Source organism: Acidaminobacter hydrogenoformans DSM 2784, assembly GCF_900103005.1.
GTDB classification, from domain to species: Bacteria; Bacillota; Clostridia; order Peptostreptococcales; family Acidaminobacteraceae; genus Acidaminobacter; species Acidaminobacter hydrogenoformans.
Window position 1 is genome coordinate 81,516 of record NZ_FMWL01000001.1, and the last position, 21,825, is coordinate 103,340.

General features: G+C 47.4%; 19 protein-coding genes and 2 tRNA genes. All 21 read right to left on the bottom strand.

Features of this window, described 5'->3' with window-relative positions; all coding sequences use genetic code 11:
• Window positions 1-13: 13 nt before the first annotated feature.
• Entirely contained in the window at window positions 14-577 is a 564-nt protein-coding gene (locus tag BLP63_RS17010; RefSeq protein ID WP_242870733.1) for a tyrosine-type recombinase/integrase, read from the bottom strand.
• A 306-nt stretch (window positions 578-883) separates the two neighbouring features.
• Window positions 884-1,120, bottom strand: coding sequence for a site-specific integrase (locus tag BLP63_RS17315; RefSeq protein ID WP_242870734.1), 237 nt, complete (start codon window positions 1,118-1,120; stop codon window positions 884-886).
• The gene (locus tag BLP63_RS17320; protein ID WP_408605850.1) at window positions 1,117-1,764 is read right to left on the bottom strand and encodes a tyrosine-type recombinase/integrase; all 648 of its coding nucleotides are present in this window, start codon (window positions 1,762-1,764) and stop codon (window positions 1,117-1,119) included. Before BLP63_RS17320 ends, BLP63_RS17315 begins: the two co-directional genes overlap by 4 nt.
• Window positions 1,765-2,093: 329 nt before the next feature.
• A complete protein-coding gene (locus BLP63_RS00355) occupies window positions 2,094-3,002 on the bottom strand; it encodes a site-specific integrase (protein ID WP_170829203.1) in 909 nt (302 codons plus the stop codon).
• 514 nt (window positions 3,003-3,516) lie between these two features.
• A complete protein-coding gene (locus BLP63_RS00360) occupies window positions 3,517-4,983 on the bottom strand; it encodes a YjiH family protein (RefSeq protein WP_092588903.1) in 1,467 nt (488 codons plus the stop codon).
• Window positions 4,984-5,051: 68 nt separating this feature from the next.
• On the bottom strand, window positions 5,052-6,008 hold the full coding sequence (gene speB / locus BLP63_RS00365; RefSeq protein WP_092588904.1) for an agmatinase: 957 nt from the start codon (window positions 6,006-6,008) through the stop codon (window positions 5,052-5,054).
• 376 nt (window positions 6,009-6,384) lie between these two features.
• Window positions 6,385-7,311, bottom strand: a complete 927-nt coding sequence (locus BLP63_RS00370; RefSeq protein ID WP_170829204.1) for a LysR family transcriptional regulator — start codon at window positions 7,309-7,311, stop codon at window positions 6,385-6,387.
• A gap of 191 nt (window positions 7,312-7,502) precedes the next feature.
• A tRNA-Thr gene (locus BLP63_RS00375) sits at window positions 7,503-7,578 on the bottom strand.
• Window positions 7,579-7,606: 28 nt separating this feature from the next.
• Window positions 7,607-7,683 (bottom strand) — tRNA-Met (locus tag BLP63_RS00380).
• Between the two features lie 143 nt (window positions 7,684-7,826).
• A complete protein-coding gene (locus tag BLP63_RS00385) occupies window positions 7,827-8,750 on the bottom strand; it encodes a Ppx/GppA phosphatase family protein (RefSeq protein WP_092588906.1) in 924 nt (307 codons plus the stop codon).
• Between the two features lie 115 nt (window positions 8,751-8,865).
• A complete protein-coding gene (locus BLP63_RS00390) occupies window positions 8,866-9,468 on the bottom strand; it encodes a S1 RNA-binding domain-containing protein (RefSeq protein WP_092588907.1) in 603 nt (200 codons plus the stop codon).
• 184 nt (window positions 9,469-9,652) lie between these two features.
• Window positions 9,653-9,946, bottom strand: a complete 294-nt coding sequence (locus tag BLP63_RS00395) for an FtsB family cell division protein (protein WP_092588908.1) — start codon at window positions 9,944-9,946, stop codon at window positions 9,653-9,655.
• Between the two features lie 112 nt (window positions 9,947-10,058).
• Complete coding sequence (locus BLP63_RS00400; RefSeq protein ID WP_092588909.1) at window positions 10,059-10,307, bottom strand: RNA-binding S4 domain-containing protein; 249 nt, start codon at window positions 10,305-10,307, stop codon at window positions 10,059-10,061.
• Between the two features lie 74 nt (window positions 10,308-10,381).
• On the bottom strand, window positions 10,382-10,660 hold the full coding sequence (locus BLP63_RS00405) for an HU family DNA-binding protein (protein ID WP_092588910.1): 279 nt from the start codon (window positions 10,658-10,660) through the stop codon (window positions 10,382-10,384).
• A 98-nt stretch (window positions 10,661-10,758) separates the two neighbouring features.
• On the bottom strand, window positions 10,759-12,237 hold the full coding sequence (yabN, locus tag BLP63_RS00410) for a bifunctional methyltransferase/pyrophosphohydrolase YabN (protein ID WP_092588911.1): 1,479 nt from the start codon (window positions 12,235-12,237) through the stop codon (window positions 10,759-10,761).
• A 13-nt stretch (window positions 12,238-12,250) separates the two neighbouring features.
• Window positions 12,251-13,876: a putative polysaccharide biosynthesis protein gene (locus BLP63_RS00415; RefSeq protein ID WP_092588912.1), complete on the bottom strand. Its 1,626-nt coding sequence runs from the start codon at window positions 13,874-13,876 to the stop codon at window positions 12,251-12,253.
• 181 nt (window positions 13,877-14,057) lie between these two features.
• Window positions 14,058-15,047, bottom strand: coding sequence for a peptidylprolyl isomerase (locus BLP63_RS00420; protein ID WP_092588913.1), 990 nt, complete (start codon window positions 15,045-15,047; stop codon window positions 14,058-14,060).
• A gap of 50 nt (window positions 15,048-15,097) precedes the next feature.
• Window positions 15,098-18,595 carry a transcription-repair coupling factor gene (gene mfd / locus BLP63_RS00425; RefSeq protein ID WP_092588914.1) on the bottom strand — a complete coding sequence of 1,166 codons (3,498 nt, stop codon included), beginning with the start codon at window positions 18,593-18,595 and terminating at the stop codon, window positions 15,098-15,100.
• A complete protein-coding gene (gene pth, locus BLP63_RS00430; RefSeq protein ID WP_092588915.1) occupies window positions 18,592-19,173 on the bottom strand; it encodes an aminoacyl-tRNA hydrolase in 582 nt (193 codons plus the stop codon). The genes mfd and pth overlap by 4 nt, the downstream gene beginning before the upstream one ends.
• 109 nt (window positions 19,174-19,282) lie before the next feature.
• The gene (locus BLP63_RS00435; RefSeq protein WP_092588916.1) at window positions 19,283-20,233 is read right to left on the bottom strand and encodes a ribose-phosphate diphosphokinase; all 951 of its coding nucleotides are present in this window, start codon (window positions 20,231-20,233) and stop codon (window positions 19,283-19,285) included.
• An 85-nt stretch (window positions 20,234-20,318) separates the two neighbouring features.
• Window positions 20,319-21,683: a bifunctional UDP-N-acetylglucosamine diphosphorylase/glucosamine-1-phosphate N-acetyltransferase GlmU gene (gene glmU / locus BLP63_RS00440; RefSeq protein ID WP_092588917.1), complete on the bottom strand. Its 1,365-nt coding sequence runs from the start codon at window positions 21,681-21,683 to the stop codon at window positions 20,319-20,321.
• Between the last annotated feature and the right edge of the window lie 142 nt (window positions 21,684-21,825).

Genomic DNA, 21,825 nt, shown 5'->3' on the forward strand with positions numbered 1-21,825 from the left:
GACGCTGAAGTCTTTAATTCCGCTGGTAGACAGCAAATGTTAATCCGCTTTCCTGAAGACATTCGTATCTATGTGGCCTGCGGATATACGGACATGAGAAAACAGATTGATGGCCTTTCAGCCATGATTTCAAGTCGGAATCAGACTCCCATTCGGGGGATTCTACAGGGACTATTTCGTTTGCAGATGCTTCGATTGCTTTACGTTTAAGCTGGACATTTGTTTTAGCATATACTTCTGTTGTTTTAACGCTTGTATGACCGAGCAGATCTCTGATGTAAATTAAATCAACACCTGAATCCAAAAGACTCATTGCAGTTGTATGTCTGATTTTATGCGGACTGAAATCTTCTGGAATCAGGTTGGGATCTCTATCCCTTGCCAGGGAAGTGTACTTGGAGACTATATAGTTGATTCCTTGACGAGTGAACTGTTTCTTCATGTGATTTTTGAACAACCATTCGTTTTCTCTTCCTGGATGGCTATAACCCTGTAAATCAAGATATCTGTTAATTGGAGGAATTACGTTTTTCATGAGTGGAAGGTAACGATACTTATTTCCTTTCCCATGAACCAACAGGGTTTCTGGCTCATGTAGGAAAATATGTTTTCCTTTATATGTATCAATTCACTGACTCGTATACCAGTAGTATAAAGCAATGCAAGAATGACATAGTCCCTTAGTCCTGCAGGCGTTGTAATATCTGGCAGGCTCATCATAAGTTTCATGCCTTCAGTCTTTGAATAGGAAATTTCAGGCTGCATTGTCTTCTTTAACAGGAATCGCTAAAATTATTTGATATTCGTTCATATATTCTGGAAGTTCAAGCATCAGGAACTTAACAAATGAATTAATTGCAGCTTGCCTTTGATTTCTAGTTCTCTATCCGTTGAGTTTAGACGCTTCGAGCCATCTAAGATAACCGCTGACATTCTCATAAGTCATATCTTTTACAGCGATCTTATCTGTGATTTTATGTTGTGACTCCAACATGTACACAAGAAAATTTATAAACGAATACCTATATGAATCAATAGTAGCTGAGCTTACATTTCTTACATCTGAAAGGTATCTGACGAAATATTTATTGAGGAAAAAGGCAAAATCTGTGTGCTTCATCGGACGTCACCTTCTTCCCCCGATCCGAAGACTGATTCTATCTGATCCCGGCACTTTTCTTCGATGTAAGGATAGATTGACATCGTAAGTCTAAGATATTTCTCTGTAGCATATATATTTTTATGCCCGAGATATGTACTCAGAATAGGAAGTGAGGTATACATATCCATTCCAGAGTCGATCAACTGCTTGAAAGATCGGACTGCGAACGTGTGACGCCAGTCGTGAATCCTCAGGCCCTCTTTATCGCCATAAAAAGGAATCCCTGCATACTGTAAGGTTTCTCTATGAACGGAATAGATCCTGTCTTTACTGTAGCGGGTGCCTCTGCCGGAGTTGAAGATATAATCGTTTTCTGAAAGCAGATAAAAACATTTATCCGCATAATATACCATCAAGTCCAAAAGATCATCACCCATTACAATGAAGCGTTCTCTATGATTTTTAGTTTCCGTCAATCGAATAGTACCCTCGCGTAGATTTATGTCTCTCACCCAGATACAGAGCGTTTCGTTCAGCCTTGTGCCGCAACAACAGAACAACCTGAACATTACAGGAAATTGTATCGAATTAAACTTTGATCTTTCCGTGAAATGCCGGTCAATCGCGTTGAAATATCGAGCGATTTCATCATCTGTATAGATATGAGGCTTAAAATCTGATTTTTATACGGGATGGATTCAGGGATCGAGACATCATATCCCTTGGCATTTAAATATACCAGGAAGTTCTTTGCCACGCTAAGCGGGTTGTAGAATCTCCGATTTCTTCACCATCGGTTGCTATAGACCATGCATGAGCGTCTTTCATGGTGAATACAGGACTGTGATCCCACTTTGTTTCAAGAACTCGTCAAATATCTTAAGTTGATAATAATAACTTTTCATTTGAAAACCGTGGGTGGCTTTCATTAACATATATGCGCGCATCTCATCACTAAAAACAGACGTGAGAGCAGAGAGATTTATCTCTCTCATAACCAGATCCCTCCTCTCTGATAGAAGGGGGAGTGATTTGCAGGCATAGGTAATGCACATCTTTTCAGCTGTTTAAAATCAACTTTAAGATAGGTTTTGGTGCTTTCAGTAGAACTATGTCCAAGCACATCACTTATTACCAGGAGTGGAACTTCCTTGGCAAGCATGTTTGATGCCAAGCTATGCCTAAATACATGCGTTCCTTTGTGACGGGCATTCAAAGCTGAAAGTCCTGATTTGCCGAAATATTTTGCCGCAATACTACTGACCGCCGATGCAGATAGTGTTTTGGACTTCCTTGATGGTTTGACCGATAGGATGATTTCTATAGTATCAGTTATCGGTCGCCCGTTTTTAAGATAGTCAATAATAGCATTACCCACAGATGAAAGAAGTGGAAAAGTTACCGAATTACTGGTTTTATCTTGGTAAAATCGGATTTCATTCCTGTCCCAGTCTATATGGTCAAGTCGGAATTGGCGGATATCACCATTCCTCAAACCATACTCTGCCGTGAGAATAAGGAAAAGATAATCACGTTTCCCGATAGCAGAAGAGCGATCGACGCAATACAAAACTGTTCGTATCTCTTCTTCTGAATAGGTTGATGGCAGCTTACCTTCACGGAAATGATAGTTATCCGAGACAATATACATCGTATAATCCTGCTCACGATGAAAATTTTCAATAACATCAAAACTGAGATTACTGATGTCATATCTATGTGCTGATAGAAAACAATAAAACCGGAACAAGTAGAGTTCAGCATTTCTCACGGTTGAGGTTTTTCTTTTGAGCACATTTGCCATGTGATCAAGATAAAGTAGTATGAGTTTGCCAAATTCACCAGTGAAAATGTGATCAGTTGAGGGAGAGTGTTCCTCTATGTATCCTTTCGTATTCAAGGATATAAGCATCCTCACACCTCTAACGGTGACCCTATGAGATTTGACCAGGGCTTTGCTATGCAGATGAGTCCCAACCATTTCTTCGAGAAACGTATTGCCTATTTCAGGCGTGAACTCACTGAAACGATGATTATCCATCTACTCAATTATTGCATTCCAAACCCCGGAAACGCGGCATTTGTAGTCCTCACTATAATCACACATTTCCATTTCTTCGCGGCAAGATAAAATCAGCCGCCTAACATTAGTTTCGTTCTACATTAATCGCCACCTCTATAAAATATAGGATCATAGTGATGACTAATGCATACAACATATCAAATGTTATGTAAAATTATATGCACGGATATCGCTGATTTTATGGTTATCAATGAGCGATTCTTTAGATAAAGGAAGTCTTAACACAGCCTCTGTTTATCTTCCTCAAAGCCCAAAGCAAACCCCATGATCGCATACAATCATGGGGTTTGCTTGATTAAATCTCAATCATTTTTTGTTAGTGCATGCCAAATCAGAAGAAGATATGTATAGCAATTGCTGCCAATGGCATTGCGATCAAAGTGCGTTCAATAAAGCAGATTACGATTTCCCTGACTTTAATTGGAGATTTGGTCGCCAGCATAACCGTGGCCGTTTCAGAGAAAAAGATGATTTGAACCATGGAAACAATTGTGACAAAAGCTCTTGCTTCAATGGATAGGACTTCTATATGATTTTGAATCAGCAACACCGGCAAGAACATTTCCGCTATGCCTATCGGGATAGAAGCAGCTATGATGGCAGCGTCAGGTATTTGAAGCACTCTTACAATTGGCTCAAACACATAACCCACCCAATTGAATACCGGTGTATATTCCGCCAAAATCAATGCAGAGACACCTACTGCTGAAAGCATGGTCAAAACTTGTGGAATGATCAGAATGCTGTCTTTAAGACTTTCTTTAAGATTGTATCCCAGGCTTTTCGCGATATAGGCGCGTTTTACCGCTCTATTGAAGCCTCTTGATAACGTCTTGGAATTATATGAAGTTTCTTCCATACGCTCTTCAACCGTTTGTTCATGTCCATTGAAAAAGATGTCTTTCTTTCTTGAAACAGGTGGTATACGAACCATTATTGGCGCTATGAGAAATACAAGTATAAAACTTATTCCATAAACTTTTATGAATTGATCTGCAAGGCCTGCGGTTTCTATAACCAGATAGGCAAAGCCTATACTGACCGCACTAAACCCTGTCATAATGGTTACCATTTCTTTTTCGGTGTAGACATTCATCTTCCAAAGCCTGTTGGTAATTAAAACACCTAACGACGATGAGCTGACAAAGGAAGCTGTAGCATCCAAAGCTGCTTTCCCCGGCACCTTAAACAAAGGTCTCATCAGCGGCTCCAATAACACACCTATAATCTCCAACACACCATAGTTTAAAAGCAAAGGCATAAAGACTGCACCGACTGTGATGATCCCCAATACCCCAAGAACAATTGGCGGGAACACACTGCCGCCCGTAGCTGCGCCAGTTATGATTTCGACACCTTCGAACCCCGGAACATTGACCTTCATTGCGTAAAGCAACGCATACAAAGTACCTATCGCGTACAATACTGAATGAACCACCGTATCATTTTCATATATCTTTGCCAGCAACGATACCTTAGGCGACTTATCAAAATATTTATACTTCAGGTGGACAATCAAATTGCCGCCAATCAAAGTCAGGAGGATCCAATACGCAAAATTACCAAACATATTGATAAAAGCATTGTATATAACTGCAAAGACAATTTTGCTCTCACCGTTTACAGGCACCGAAAAGAAGAAGACAAAAATTCCAATGGCACTTAGGATAACCATTTTTAAGAGTCCGGTTAAATATTCATTGGAACTCAATTGAATTGAATCCAGATCCGTGGACTGCATGTCACTGTCGTATGTAACTTTACCAACTTCAATAGAATTGACATTATTATTTTCCATAACAACGCTCCTTTACATGTCATATGGGACAAAGTTCAGAGGTTAGATGTTCATTGGAGAATAAAAAATTATAGTCTTGCTTCCTTCTTTTTTAAGGCCAACATTGATATGTACTCAAAACATATATTTGCCGCCATATAAGATGTAATTTCACCGTGATCATAAGCAGGTGCTACTTCAACCACATCAAAAGCTACAAAATTGAGATCTTTGAGTTTTCTTAGCATATAGAGCGTCTCTCTTGAAGTAAATCCACCCACTTCCGGAGTCCCCGTCCCAGGCGCATAGGCCGGATCAACAAAATCAATATCAAAAGTTAAAAATACAGGGTGGTTGCCAACGCGCGCTTTTATTTCTTCGATGACTGCATCAAAACCCATGTCCACCATTTTGTGCGCCGGAATCAATTTGTAGCCCAATTCTTCTTCAGCGATCCTATGTTCATTCGGGTCATAAAGAGATCCTCTCATTCCGACTTGAATGGATTTGGAAGCATCAACAATCCCTTCTTCCAACGATCTTCTGAATGGCGTCCCATGATTATATTTTTGACCGAAAACTTCGTCATTGATGTCCGCATGAGAATCAAAGTGAACCATAGCCAGTGGACCATGCTTTTTTGCTACAGCTCGCATCAATGCGAGCGTTATGCTGTGATCCCCCCCTAAGCCGATTGGTATGATTCCGGCATCCACAATGGGTTGGAGCTCATTCTCAATAGCTTCATACGTCGGCAGGATATACCCTGGTGTTACATTAACATCACCATAATCTGCCCCTTTCAACTCTTCAAGAATATTAACACCCATTATGACATTATTGGGTTTCATCATAGCTGAAATGTTCCTTATAGCTGAAGGACCAAATCTCGCTCCACTGCGGTAGGAGGAAGCTGTATCAAACGGAACACCGAAAATCACAAAATCTGGATCTTCAACTTCATTGATCCTTGGCATCCTCATAAAAGTGCCTGTATTGCAAAATCTTGGTGTCGATAACGCACTTGAACCCATACTGTTGCTCATATTATCCCTCCAGCTCTTTTTGTTTGTAACTTCAGATCAACTGACTACACCGTTTTGTTTATCAAATATTAACACGAAAATTCGACCTTGTAATATTCCATTATTCGAAGCGTCATATAGCAAATCATATATCAAAATCTGATTATTCAGTTAATTTCGTGAACACAATAGTTTTCACGCACTATTCAATTGAGATTCATGCCTTGATAAGCGCGACCACATTAGATGATATATGATCTTTAATATGTGAATTCACTATAATAAATAGCATGATTTACAGTAGCACACCATCCCACCCGTTCATTTACAAAAATAAAAAAAACTCTCATACCATATGAGAGTCAATAGACTTTTACATCTTTTGTTGGCTACTGGATTATTTTTTGGCTTGATCGAGATTCAAAGTTCTATTGACGAATCGCAAAAAATCATGCTCAACTTCACTAAGTTCATAGGAACTGGCTTTCACCCAGTACTGGTTAAGCTGATGCTGGATCCCTTCTATTGGAATAGTGGCAAAAGGCGAGCTTTTCTCATCATAACCGAAAGACTTTCCAACACTGATCCCAATATAATCGCCGCCTCTGACAGTGTCAATCATTCCACCACGGTCAAAAATATACAGGACTTCTCTGTCAGCATTAATGCCCATAGCCCCCAGCCAATCTTCATTCTCAAAGTCTTCAAACGTGACCAGAGGATACCCTTGAAGCGAACCTGGCGTTAAAACTTCAGCATTAGCTAATGGATGATTTTTGGTAAGCAACGCATTAACAGGAATATTCGTCGCCAATAAATTAATATCCAAGAAATATTTTTCCGCCAACGTCCAACGCTTATGAATATTGCTGTCGAAATCATAAAAAAAGCCAATCCTGTAGGCTTTTGATATAATATCTTGCATGGCCTGATTGAGCCCAGTTTCTTTAAAACTATCCTTTGAATCACCGAGTAAAAACTTCTTTCTAAACTCAATATACTTTTGAAAGATGAAGAAAGAATAAACACAAACCACAGAAAGATTATTCTTGGGAGATTTGCCAATCATAGAAAGCTTTTCGATATTCTCCATTTCAGAAATGATAATTTTAGCCGACTTAATGAATAAGTTGCCTTCCGGCGTAACACTAACCCCTTGATTGGATCTGGTAAATATGGCATAGCCCAGTTCCGTTTCCAACGTTTTAATACTGGTACTAAGATTCGATTGAGAAATGTAAAGATTTTGGGCAGCCCTGCTTATGGAGCCGCATTTGGCGACTTCCACGACATTGATGAAATTGGCAATGCTTAAATTCTTCAATATTGTCACCACCCATGATTACAACGTTCAACCATATATCCTTCTCAGAAGCAATTGACTTATTTTACAGAATGTTAATCAGCGTTGTCAAGTTACAGCGAGATGGTTTCGCGAAATCTCAAATGTTTCATTTAAGAAAAAAACACCAGACCCTCCCCCACGGGAAGAACCTGGTGCTTCAATAGTTTAAATGGAGCCGGCAATGGGACTCGAACCCGCGACCTGCTGATTACGATTCAGCTGCTCTACCAATTGAGCTATGCCGGCATGATCAAGGGTAACCTTGCAATAATAATGGTAGCGGTGGGCGGACTCGAACCACCGACCTTCCGGGTATGAACCGGACGCTCTAGCCAGCTAAGCTACACCGCCAAGGTCAGGATAAGAAGTCATCTCCCTCAGACACATACATTATATTACACGATCCCCCGGATCCCGTCAAGCCGAAATTTGCCCGAAAAGCGCTCAAATTTCGCTCAAAACATGTACCAAATCCCAAACATTATCTGCCAAAATCACAGCTTCAAATAGCCCTTCGATACCAGAAGACCCTCGAGATTATCATAGTCGCTGACACTGTAGCCGTTCATGTCAAAGAACTTGAGTATTGTCTCCAGCACCAGCGCCCCTGCCACTATGATGTCCGCCCGCTTGGGCTGGAGTCCCGGCACTTGACGGCGGTAATCAAGCGTCATTCCCGCCAATCTGAGAATCATGCGATCCAGCGCCTGGGCGCTCAGCTCAAAACCCTGAATCCGCTCGCGGTCGTAAGCTTCCATTTCGAGTTCAATCGCCCCCAGCGTCGTCGCAGTGCCGCCTATCCCAACCGCTGCTGCAGGCTGAAAATCTGCTGCGAAATATCGCCAAGGCTCAAGCTGTGCCAGCACGTCTGCACGAAGCGACTCCATCTCCTGAGCCGCAGGCGGGTCACTTTTCAGCCACCGCTCGGTCATGCGGACTGCGCCCATCGGCAAAGAGACTTTCTTGAAGATGCCTCCAGGATCCCCCAGAATGAGCTCTGCGCTGCCGCCGCCAATATCTATGACCAACACCCGCCCGGGACGCGCGAGGCCCGCCAGCACCCCCTGGAAGCCCAGAGCCGCTTCCTCGTCACCACTGACCACTTCCACTGTCACGCCCGTCTCACGTTCGACGCGCTTCGCAAACGCTTCACCGTTGCCAGCTTCACGAACCGCGCTCGTCGCAAAAGCCCCCAGCAGCACATACCCGCCGTCAGCGGCCAGGTTCTTAAATTCTAAAATGGCTTCAATTGTCGCGTCCATTGTATCCTGACGGAGGACGCCGTCCTGATCCACACCCGCGCCAAGCCGGGTCATGCGCAGCAGCTTTTCCGCCCCGACCAACTTGCCGTCATTCAACTCCGCCAGCAGCAGGCGGATGGAGTTGCTGCCCATATCGATTATTGAAACTTTGTCCATACCCTTCACCTCAGCTCACCTCACCTCATTTCATTTCACCATTACTGTAACAAACTATTCCAAGCGGTTACAACCGCTCATAAAAAAAATCGCCGGCGCAAGCCGGCGAAAAGTCCTATTTTGTTTTCGTGCTGAAGCCATTGCCTCTGCGGCTTGACTTTGCGTTCTTTTTAATGCCTTTGAGCTTGTCATCCGAATCTTTAATGAAGCTCGAGAGCATATCTTCAAAGCCTCCGCCGCCGGAGCTGTTCCGGTCAGACCTGAAGCCCTGAGGCTTTGACGCGTGGTAAGGTGCCGGACTCGAAGGACGATTGCCCGGGCGCTGATCTCTGCCTGAGTCAGAGGATCTATTACCATAGCCCTGTGATCTCGGCGCGTTGCCTTGTGGTCTTGGCCCACTGCCTTGCGGTCGTGGCGAGCCACCTTGCGGTCTTCCCTGATAGCCTTGGCCTTGAGCGGCTGCCGGAGCGTTTTCCGATTTAGGCATAGCCTGGCGAATGGACAGGCTAACCTTGCCTTTATCATCAATATTGATGATCTTAACCTTGACCGGTTGCGATTCCTTCAGGAAATCAGAAACATTCTTTACATAACTGTCAGCGATTTCTGAGATGTGACACAATCCTGTTTTTCCATCCGGAAGCTGGATAAAAGCTCCAAAGCTGGTAATTCCGGTGACTACCCCATCAACGATATTTCCGATTTCAACAGCGGACATAGTAATTAATCATTCCTCCCAAACGTTTTGTTCATTCCAATTATAGAGAAAGGTTGTCAGACTGTCAACCTCAGCAACCGTGTATTTTTGTAAATTTTGTTCACGGCCAGTCTGATTTTATGTCAATCTCATTGGTATTGCTGTCTCTACTATCTAACTAAACTTATACAACGCATTATGTAACTTATTCTTGAATAACATAGATAATTTCGTTTGGCATGACCATTTTAAGCTTGGACCTCGCGATCTTTTCAATGTTGTCGAGGCTTTGTGACGCTTTGAGGTCTTGCTCCAGCCTTTCCTTTTCTTCATTCAACCGCTCAATTTCCTGGTTCAGTCGAACCTCTTCAACCCTGAGCTCTCTAAGCTTAATCTCCTGGTTGATGACGGTGACGACAAAGTAGGTCGAAAATGCAATGATGAACAGGATGAGGAATTTATGCCTCAGCAGCGGATTCTTTTTTTTGACCGGCTTCATAGGGCACCCTCCCTGGTACTTTCCAACTTAAGTGATCAAATATTCTTATCCGCGGAAGAACCTTTAACCATCTGCAGGCCCACAGCATACGGTTCAGACAAATCCTCTCCGCTTATTGTTCCTCAAGAACGCGGTACATCTCCCTGGCACTCTCTTTGGTCACATGCTCCGTCAACGCCAGAACTTCTACAGTGATGTAATTCTCACCAATCCTCAAAGTCACCGTGTCACCCACAGCGACACTGGCGCTGGGCTTAACCTGCTTCCCATTTATTTCAATGCGGCTCTGTTCGCACGCATCCTTTGCCACAGTCCGCCGCTTGATCAGGCGGCTGTTTTTTAAAAACTTATCTATTCTCATCTTCTTTTTCGCGCCTCCACTCAGGCTCATAGTTAAAAAAAAAGCAGCTGGTCAGCTGCTTCTTTTTACGGTGACTACAGATTGACTAATTCTTTAAGCGCCTTACCAGCTTTAAATACAGGTGCTTTCGATGCAGGAATCGCGATGACTTCCTCTGGATTTCTTGGGTTTCTGCCTTTTCTCTCTTTACGCTCCCTAACGTCAAACGTGCCAAAACCGACGAGCTGTACCTTGTCGTCTTTTGCAAGCGCTTCCTCGACGCTCTTCATGAATGCGTTTAAAGCAGCCTCAGCGTCTTTTTTAGTCAAACCGGACTTTTCTGCAATGCTTGTTACCAATTCAGCCTTGTTCACTAAAAACCCTCCTCATCTAAGTATTTCGGCTCGTTATAAGCTATCTCTATCTTATCCTGTAAGTACCTGTCATTTCAAGACATTTTTTAGGATTTTGCCTACAAATCGTTGATTTTTGCACGATTCCAGAGGTTATCCATCTCTTCTAAGGATAAATTTTCCAATCCGCGGTCTTTTGCGGGCTCACTTTCCTCAATCGCTTGGAAACGCCGGATAAATTTCTCCGTGGTCTTATTAAGTGCCATTTCCGGATTGACCTTCAAAAAACGGCTGACATTGATCACCGCGAATAACAAATCCCCCAGCTCACCGGAAATTTTTTCCTCGTTACGTACTTCGGCCCGCATTTCTTCCAGCAGCTCGTCGATTTCCTCGTGAATCTTTTCGAAAGCACCCTCGACGTCTGGCCAGTCGAAGCCAACGCCCGCCGCCTTTTTCTGTGCCTTGTAAGCCCTTAATGTGGATGGCAGAGCCATCGGCAGCTGTTTCATGGCTTCTGTCACGGACTCAATGGCCTTCTCCTCGCGCTTGATCTGCTCCCAGTTCGCGACGACTTCGTCAGCGTCCTCGACAGAAAGCGCCCCAAAAACATGTGGGTGCCGATGGATGAGCTTCCTGCAAATACCCGATATGACATCTGTGACGTCAAAATACCCATTCTCAGCCGCAATCTCACTATGGAAGACCACCTGCAGCAAGACGTCCCCAAGCTCCTCTTCCAGCGCCGGCAGATCGTCATTGTCTATGGTGTCCACTACCTCGTAGGCTTCTTCAATCAGGTACTGACGCAGGGACTGGTGGGTCTGCTTGCGGTCCCAGGGACACCCATTCACGTCTCTCAGCTTTTTCATGATCTCCACCAGTTCGCTGAACCTGTAGCGGTGGTCGTGCCTCACGTCGATTCTCGGAATCCACAGCGATGTCAGGTGGTCAAGATCCCCAAGGTGCGCCGGCCAGTCCAGCTGGTACAGTGGAATCCGCTTGACGCGCTCCTCTCCTGGAATTCCAGCAGCCCGGACAATGAGAATTTCATGGTCATCCGGATAAAAAGACATGAGCCGCAGCTTGACCATGGAGGCGATTGCCTGGTCGTAAACCTGCAGGATCAGCTGGTCCATAGTCTGCACAATTTCAGTGCTTTCAATCTTAAAGGCATCCAGAATCGAAAGGCCCGCAACCGGATCGATCTTTAAGGTGTGAATCATGGCGTCAAGAAAGCTCGTCCCATGAACGAAATCCAAATCTATACCCCGGGACGGCGCCAGCTCGATCAGCCGCTCCACGGTATTCTCCGCCACAAAGGGGCTCCCTGGCACCGCGTAAACAACATCCTCTTTTTGGGCGCGCTTCAGTAGATCTTCCGCAATCGCTTCGTAGACCTCGTCGAAGGTTTCGTGCTGTTCGTAGAAACCGTCATAGGACTCAAACCGGCAGCCCAAGTCTTCCAGCGGCTTAACCACAGGATGGCGGGCGGTTCTGAGTAAAACCACTGGCGACGCCTTCAGGGTCTCAAGGCTTTTGATCGTCATAAAGTCAAGCGTGCCGGGGCCCATCCCCACCACAGTAATTTTGCCCATGTTCAGGACCTCCTTATTTTCGGAGGCGCAGCTTTGCGCCCAGCTTTTTGAGCTTTGCCCCACCAGGCATCATATCCATGTCTTCATCCGTGATTGTCTCCGTCACAAAGAGCATAATCAGGTAGACAAAGCCGCCCAGCATGATAGCGGAGACAGTGGCGAGACGTCCCGGGATCAATGCAGACAACAGCGCATGGGAGGCCACGACCACAAGGCCCATGACCACAGTATCGATGACCGGCCGGGTGAAGACCTTTGAAATGTTGAGATTGATCTCTTCACGGGTCATGATATAGACGACGTTGAGTACCGCTGCAACACCAAAGGCCGTTACGGTGGCAATGGCAGCACCCAGTACATTGAGAGACGGAATGCTGACGAGGTAATAGTTCAGGACCAGCTTGAAGACGGCACCGGCCATGAGGAAGATCGCCGGTAAAATGGGCTTCCCAAAGCCTTGAATGATGCCAGTCGTAATCTGATAAAGCGACAAAAATATGATGCCCCAGCCGTAAACAGCCAGTATTTTGCCCGTCGTCACCCAGACGTCCGGCTGATTGAAATAGAGGAGTCTTATTATGGGTTCAGCGAGAAGGGAAATGCCCGCCGCAGCCGGCAGACCAATAATCATGGCCAGGCGCATCCCGGTCTCCACGTTGTGAGTCAGGCCCTTGAAGTCCATGCGGGTTCTGAGATTCGCTATGGCCGGCACAATGCTGATCTGCACCGCAGCCGTGATGACCTGTGGCAAATTGACAATAGACTGGGCAAAGCCGGACAGCTGGCCGTACAGCGACTCCGCCTCCGCACCGCTGAAGCCTATTTCCTTGAGTCTTACAATGACAATGGAGGCGTCGAACAAACTCATTATGGGCATGACAGACGCGCCTATGGTGATTGGGATCGCGATCATAAGGATCTCACCAAGGACTTTCCAGAAAGGCTCGTGGACATCATCCCCCTGCTGGAAGTCAATGCCGCTGGTTTTGACAAACTTCCTGTACATGTAATATACGGTTATAAAACCAATGACAGCACCTGTTGTCGCTCCAAAGGTCGCGCCCGCCGCGGCATATTCAAAGCCGGACTGGAGAAAGACAATAGCCAGGCCAAGGCCGCCTACTACCCGGAAGAGCTGCTCAACGACCTGTGATATCGCGAAAGGCTCCATCATCTGGCGACCCTGGAAATAGCCCCTGTACACAGCCATCACTGAAACAAAGAACAGCGCGGGCGCCAGGGCTTTCATAGACATCAGCGAGCCATAGTTTTCGTTGGCCTCCGTGATCCACGGCGCAAAGACGAACAGCAGCAAGGCAGTGCCCGCGCCAATGACGAGCATCAATACATTTGAAACTTTCACAATTCTCATGGCGCCTCGCTCGTTGCCTTTCGCAAGGCGCTCCGAGACAATTTTGGCTATAGCTGTGGGGATGCCGGCGGTCGAAGCCGTCAGCAGCATAATATAATAGGCATAGGCCCCCTGATAGTAGCTCATGCCTTTGTCGCCAATGATATTGCCGAGCGGAATCCTGAAAAAGGCGCCCAGCACTTTCACCAGAATCGCCGCTGCGCCAAGGATTGCGGCGCCGCGTATAAAAGTAGACGAACTGTTTTTATTTTTGTCGGGCGTAGCCATTCTGATCCCTCCGTGGGTCTTTAGTGTCAATAATATCACGAAAAAGGGATTGAAATAATCAATCCCCCGGGTTTGTCACTTCAAGTCTGCAGGCGTTTGTGCTGTACTTCTGAGACCCAATTTCTAAGATTATACATCTGAGACTGCACTAAACAGCCTATACTTACAAACTCGTCAAATCCTAATCTTGCTTAACACGCTCAGGATAAGTATCTACTGTGGCTTCCGCTCTGAGCGCCTCGACCTTTGCCGTGTAAGCTTCCTGCGCGACGTTGCTCATGAGCGCGGACTTCTGAATCTCAATTTCCTGCTCAGAAGCGCCGTTCGCCGCCATAGTATCCAGGGTCTGAACGTCGTGGATTTTGATGATGTGATAGCCAAACTGAGACTGAATGACTTCGCTGACCTCTCCGGCTTTGAGGGCAAATGCCGCTGTTTCAAATTCCTCTACCATAGTGCCCCTTCCAAAAAGACCAAGGGCGCCGCCGGCCCCGGCCGAACCTGTATCGATGGAATACTGCTTAGCCAGCTCCGCGAAGTCTTCACCTGCTGCAATTTTCCCTTTGAGCTCTTCAGCGAGCTCAGCTTCTGCAACCAGGATGTGACTTGCGTCTACCTGTATTGGGAACGTGGCATAAAGGCTTTCAAGATTGGTGGTATCACTTTCGACCTCGGAATAAACTATTCTTTCAAATTCCTCAGAATAGAGCTTTGAGATTATCTGATCTTTGATATAGGCTTCATCAATGCCATTCGCCTCATAGAACGCTGTCAAGTCCGCGTCCTCCGCAGCCGTTTCAACGAAAGCCGCATAGGCCTCTTCCACCTCTTCGTCGCTGAGCTCGAATTCCGTCTTCGCCACATGGTCCGTAATCAGCTTCTCAATGACCATAGCCTCGAGGATCCGCTCCCGGATCATCTCCTTGACGGTCTGCCCCTGAATTTCCTGAGTCCAGATGTCTTCACCATAAAGCTCGTTGTAGCTGCGCTCCACCATGGCAAAAGCCTTATTGAAAGTTTCTATGTCGAGGACCTCGCCATTGACCATGGCAACCGCGTTTTCCGGGACAACCGCCCCTGTGCTGTCCTTCTTCTGGCATCCGCTCAGCGAAAACGCCAATACTAATATCAGAGCCAGGATCAGGCTCAATGATCGCTTCTTAGTTTTCAAAATTTACACGCTCCCTCATTATGTTGACTCAAACCCGATTATACAACAAATCACAAAGTGTTCATAGCGATTATTTTTAACAATAAGGTTTCAAGCTCTTTAGCTTTTTCTTCCTTCACCAGCTTTGGCTGGCTGAATTTATACTTGAAATACGGCTTCGCGCTCATGTTGAAGGCAATTCTCCGGCCATAGGCCGCCGTCGCTTCCGCGACCACCTGAATCCCCATTCTCTCATTGTGCTGGAAGCTCACAATAACATGGTCCTCACCTTCACGTATCAGCCGGATGCCAAGCCGCTGAGCCATTGCTTTGATGTGGGCGATTGTCAGGAGATTATACACTGGCTTTGGCAGCGTGCCAAAGCGGTCTTCAATTTCCTCTTCAATATTATAGCGGTCTTTCTGATCCCGGATCCCCGCGATCTTCTTATACAGTTCGAGCTTGTGGTCGCTGTTGGGGACGAAATCCTCAGGTATGAACGCGTTGATGGAGAATTCAATCGTAGTCTCAAACTGCTCCTCTACCGCTTCTCCCTTAATCTTGCGCACGTGCTCCTCCAGGAGCTTACTGTACATTTCGTAACCCACCTGCGACATGTGGCCATGCTGATCTGATCCCAGCAAGTTTCCGGCACCCCTGATTTCCAGGTCCTTCATGGCAATCTTGAATCCCGCGCCCAGCTCCGTGAATTCCTTGATCGCTTTCAGCCGCTTCTCAGCTACCTCCGTCAGCACCTTATCTTTTTGGTACATCAGATAGGCGTAGGCAATCCTGTTGCTTCTTCCCACCCTCCCCCTGAGCTGATAGAGCTGGGACAGGCCCATTTTGTCAGCGTCGTTGATGAGGATGGTATTGACATTGGACATATCCAGGCCCGTTTCAATGATCGTGGTGCTCACCAAAACGTCAAAGTCATGGCTCATGAAAGCCGTCATCAAATTCTCGAGCTTATGCTCCGGCATCTGACCATGGGCGTAATTAAACCGAACCTCCGGCATCATTTCAGCTAATTTGGCCGTGACCCGTTCAATATCCTGGACGCGGTTGTGCACGAAAAACACCTGCCCGCCCCTGTCAATTTCGCGCAGGATCCATTCCCGGATCAGCGCCGCGTCGTATTCGACCACATAGGTCTGGATAGGATAACGGTCCTCTGGCGGATCCTCAATAAGGCTCATATCCCGAATGCCAGAGAGGGACATATGAAGCGTCCTCGGAATAGGCGTCGCCGTCAAGGTCAAAACGTCAATCTGGGACTTCAGTTTCTTGATGGATTCCTTGTGGCGCACACCAAAGCGCTGCTCTTCGTCAATAATCAAGAGGCCCAGATCTTTATAGACCACATCTTTTGAGAGGATTCGGTGGGTGCCTACCACGACATCCAGCAGCCCAACCCTCAAATCCTCTATGATTTTATCCTGCTGCTTCTTCGACCGGAACCGGCTCAGCATCTCCACTTTAACAGGATACTTGGAAAAACGGCTCTGCATGGTGTTGAAGTGCTGCTGGGCAAGGATGGTCGTTGGGACCAGAAAAGCTACCTGTTTGCCATCCATGACCGCCTTGAAGACCGCCCTGATGGCGACCTCGGTCTTGCCATAGCCTACATCCCCACAGAGCAGCCGCTCCATAGGACGCGCCGACTCCATGTCGCGCTTGATCTCCTGAATGCAGCGCAGCTGGTCCGGTGTCTCTTCGTAAGGAAACATATCCTCAAAATTCTTTTGCCAGTCGTTGTCCTCAGAAAAAGCATGGCCCACCGCCTTTTTTCTGGCGGCATAAAGCGCGACGAGCTCTTCAGTCATGTCTTCAATGGCTTTTCTGACCTTGGCCTTAGCCCTTGACCACTCCGCGGTTCCAAGCCTCGACAGCTTGACATTTTCCGCCTCAGCACCCACGTAATTCTGAAGGGTATCCATATTTTCCACGGGGACGTAGAGATAATCCTCCCCGGAATAGCCAATCTTGATATAATCCCGCTTGAGCCCATCCACCGTGAGCTGGTCCACGCCAATATAACGGCCTATACCGTGGGATTCATGGACGACCAGGCTGCCTACCGTGAGCTCGTTGAAGCTCTTGATCATTTGCCCCTTTGACCTGGATTTTGTCGCGCGGCGTTTCTGAGGCGCCCCAAAAATCTCCCTGTCCGTCAGCAAGGTCACTCTGGCACTCATCAGCTGAAAACCCGCAGAAACGTTGCCGATGGTCACGGACGCATGCCCCGGATGAAGCTCCACAGCCCCTGTCCGGTAAACCCCAACTGCCAGTCCCGCATTCTGAAGTTCTTTGGCGACGTTGTCGCGCCTGGATTCACTGGAAAGCGCGAGCATGACACTCTGTCCATGCCCGAGCCAGCGCTCCAGGTCCGCAATCAGAAGCTCCATTTTCCCATAGTAGGGGGCGCTCTCCATGGTTTCAAATTTCACCCGCTCCCCTGCGACAAAATCCGGGGTTCGCTTGATTAAAGCGTCCACTGTCACAATGCGGGCATGGCGCATGTGATCAAAAAACTGGGCAAGACCAGGGATTCGATCCGAAAGCTCAGGAAGCGTTCTGCCTGATTCGAGATAGTTCTTATAATTTTCCAAATAGCCATCCACAGTCATCTTGTAGCGCTCATGTACCCTTGCGTCATCCAGCAGGAGGATCATGTCCTCCCGGCCAAAATAATCCATGATAGTGGCATAATCCGACTCAAAGGCCAAAGGATAGTACTTGTCGTGGTCGTCCGAGGCATAGCCTTGAGAAATAGCCTCCCGCACCTCTTCAAGATGCGCTGCGTATTTTTCATCCAGGTTCTTTTTCTTTAGGCGCTTGTCCAGCTTTTTAAGAATAGCCTCCGCTATTTCCGCGTTCAGGACAAATTCCGTCGCAGGCCTGAGCCTGACAGCGTTCAGCTTTTCAATGGAACGCTGGGTCTGAGGATCAAAGGAGCGAATGGAGTCAATCTCGTCGTCAAAAAATTCAATCCGCACTGGCTCTGACCGGTCCACCGGATACACATCAAGAATCCCGCCACGCACTGAAAATGCTGCCGGGCTCTCGACGACTTCCTCCCTCATATAACCCAGGCGACCGAGCTCCTGAATGAGACGGGAAATTTCCATGGTCTGACCGACCTCAAGGGGAATTAAACCCCTCGAGAACACTGCTGGCGGCGCGATCTTTGTCGACAGCGCTTCAACCGGCGCAATATAAACGTTGCCGTCCTGATGATCAAGAAGGCTGCACAGTGCCGCCACACGCTGGTCAATGACACTCCTGGAGTGGGCGAAAGAATCAAACAAAGCAAGTTCCCTCGCAGGAATGTAAACAGCATCCTCGGAAAACCCACTGTACTGATCCAGGAGCTCCCGCGCTTCACTGTCGTTTGGAGCGACGACGAGCAGCCTGCCGCTCAGGGACTGCCGGAGCGCGGCCACAAGCGCACCTGCAGCCCTGCTGTTCAGGCCATCTACAGATATGACGCGGACGTCTCTGTCATACGCATCCATCAGCGTCTTATATTCAGTTGTATTGGCTAAAGCTTGTATTAACGCCTTCACTTTGATCCCTCTTGTCCTTTGGTGTTAAATCGGTTCATGGCGAGGTCCACGCCGCTGTCAACTATGCAAAGTGCTGCATCTGCGGCGCTTTTGACGGCTTCAATAACCATCGGCACCTGATCTTTTTCAAATCTGGACAGCACAAAATCCGCCATAATCCAGCCGGGGCCGGGGCGTCCAATGCCAATCCTGATGCGCGGAAACTGCTCATCCAGAAGCCTGTAGATGATGTGCTTCATACCATTGTGGGAGCCGGCGCTGCCGCTCTTCCTGATGCGAATCCTGCCAATCTCCGTATCGAAGTCATCATAGATGACAATGAGGTTGGAAATGGGGATATCGTAATAGCGCATCATGTCATGGACGGCTTCACCGCTGAGATTCATAAAAGTTTGGGGCTTGGCCAGAATGACCTTCTCACCCTTGTACACTGCTTCGCCTGTCAAGGCTTTGAATTTGATCTTGGATACCTTGACGGATAGCCGGTCCGCTAAGACATCAATGGCTTCGAAGCCCACATTGTGCCGCGTCGCGTCATATTTTTTCCCCGGGTTGCCAAGACCTACAATCAGATACACGCTTTTTCCTCCTTAAAAGTTAAGACAGATTCATCACAGCAAAAAAAGCGGCCGGAAAGGAGGTCCGGCCCGCAAGGTGTCACTGTGTCTCATCAGAACGCTGCTTGTGTTAATCAAACAGCTTTGAAACTGAGTCGTTGTTAAAGATCCTGCGGATGGACTCCGCGAAAAGTCCGGCGACGGAGAGCTGGACGAGATTGTCGAGCTTGTCGCGGTCCTTTTGGTAAATGGTATCAAGAACGACCAGCTCGTCAATCCCGGAATCCTTGATCCGCTCAATGGCCGGGCCCGAAAGCACAGCGTGGGTACAGCAGGCATAGACGTCTTTCGCCCCCAGGCCTTTAAGCGCTTTCGCCGCGTTGACAATAGTACCCGCCGTGTCAATCATGTCGTCGATCAAAATGACATTCTTGCCAGCGACATCTCCTATAACATTCATAATCTCACTCATGTTGGCTTTTGGACGGCGTTTGTCTATGATAGCAATTGGCGCGTCCAGCATCTCCGCGAACCTTCTGGAGCGGGCGACGCTGCCAAGATCCGGTGACACTATGACGAGGTCCTCAATTTGCTTTTTCGCGAAATAATCCGCCAATATTGGACCGCCCACGAGGTGGTCCACTGGAATGTCAAAATAGCCCTGAATCTGTGCCGCATGGAGATCCATGGTCAAGACCCGGTCTGCGCCGGCAGCGGTCAAGAGATTGGCAACAAGCTTCGCGCTGATTGGATCCCTTGCCTTTGCCTTACGGTCCTGACGCGCATAGCCGTAATAAGGGATCACAGCCGTGATTCGACCCGCTGAAGCGCGCTTGCAGGCGTCAATCATTATCAGCAGCTCCATCAGGTAATTGTTGACATTTGGTATGCTGGTGGATTGAATAACAAAGACATCTACACCGCGAACGGTTTCGTTGATATTGACCGCAATTTCCCCATCACTGAAGCTGGTCACTTCAGCGTCTCCCAGCGGAAGACCTATCTCTGCGCAAATGTTCCTCGCGAGCTCAGGGTTGGAGTTGCCTGAAAAAATCTTGATTTTCTTGCCTTTTGTATGCATGTTGACCCTCCAGTCAGACTATTTGCCCTTCGAAGCTCTCTGTCCCCGAAAATGGCTTATGATGAGTGAACCTCGTCACAATGAATTACCTGTTTTTCCGCTTGACCCAGCCTTCAATATTTTTCTGCTTCTCCCTGGCAATAGCGAGCGAACCGCTTGGCACATCCTTGGTAATGGTGCTGCCCGCAGCGACATAGGCGCCTTCTCCAACGGTTACCGGAGACACCAGATTGACATTGCAGCCAATAAAAGCGTCATCTTCAACCACGGTTCTGTGCTTCTTCTTGCCGTCATAATTGACAAACACGACGCCGCAGCCCAGGTTGACATTTTCTCCGACATCCCCATCCCCAACATAAGTAAGATGCGAAATTTTTGCGTCATCTCCAATGTTTGAGTTTTTGATCTCGACAAAATCACCGACCTTGACGCGCTGACCAATGACCGAGCCCGGTCTCACATAGGCATATGGTCCAATCTTGGAATCATTTCCTACGGTGCTGTCCATGGCTGTTGAGTCTTTTATTGTGACACCATTTCCAATGCTGCAGCGCTTCAGCCTGACATTTGGACCAATTTCACAGTCCTCCCCAATGACTGTGCCCTGTTCCAGGATACAGCCGGGATATAGAATTGTGTCCCGCCCAACAGCGACGTCCGCGTCCACATAAGTAGAACCTGGATCGATCATGGTGACGCCACCGGTCATCAACGCCTTGTTGATTCTGTCACGAAGCAGCGCCTCGCATTCACTGAGCTGGATTCTTGAGTTGACGCCACTGATTTCAGCCGCGTCCCTGGTCATATACGCGCCGACTTTCACACCGGAGGCACGGGCCAGCTTGATCAAATCCGTCAGATAATACTCGCCTTGAGCATTGTCATTTGAAATTCTCGGAATCTCCGCCAAGAGCGTTTCACGTTTTACGACATAGACCCCTGAGTTGATTTCCCGGATCAATTGTTCCTCAGCAGTAGCGTCCTTTTCCTCCACTATACCCAGTACATTCCCCTCAGCGTCCCTGATAATCCTGCCATAGCCATAGGGCACCTCGAGCTCTGCAGTGAGGACTGTGCATCCTGCCTCAGTCTGCTTATGGTGCTGAACCAGCGCTTCCAGCGTCTGAGCTGACAATAGCGGCGTGTCGCCACAAAGAATGAGGACATCCGTCTCATCACCGAGCGCTTCAAGCGCAATCGAAACCGCATGACCAGTCCCAAGCCGCTCAGTTTGATGCGCGTAGTGGACCCCGTAGCCTTCCAGTGCAGCCTCAACCGCGGACTTTCCGTTGCCCACAACCAGTATTGTCCGGTCCGACCCCACCTTTGCCGCGGCATTCATGACATGCTCCACCATGGTCTTGCCTGCGACTCGGTGAAGCACTTTAGGAAGCTTCGATTTCATCCGTGTCCCTTCGCCCGCGGCGAGAATTATTGATGCTAAACTCATGCCTTTCGACTCCTTATATCTGTATTTATTAATTATGACCGCTTTCAATACTTTTCCAATGGGATTATACCATATTTTTAACAAGCCCGTAGCAACAGAAACAATAAATCTGGGCGCAACATAAAAAAATACTGAAGCCGGG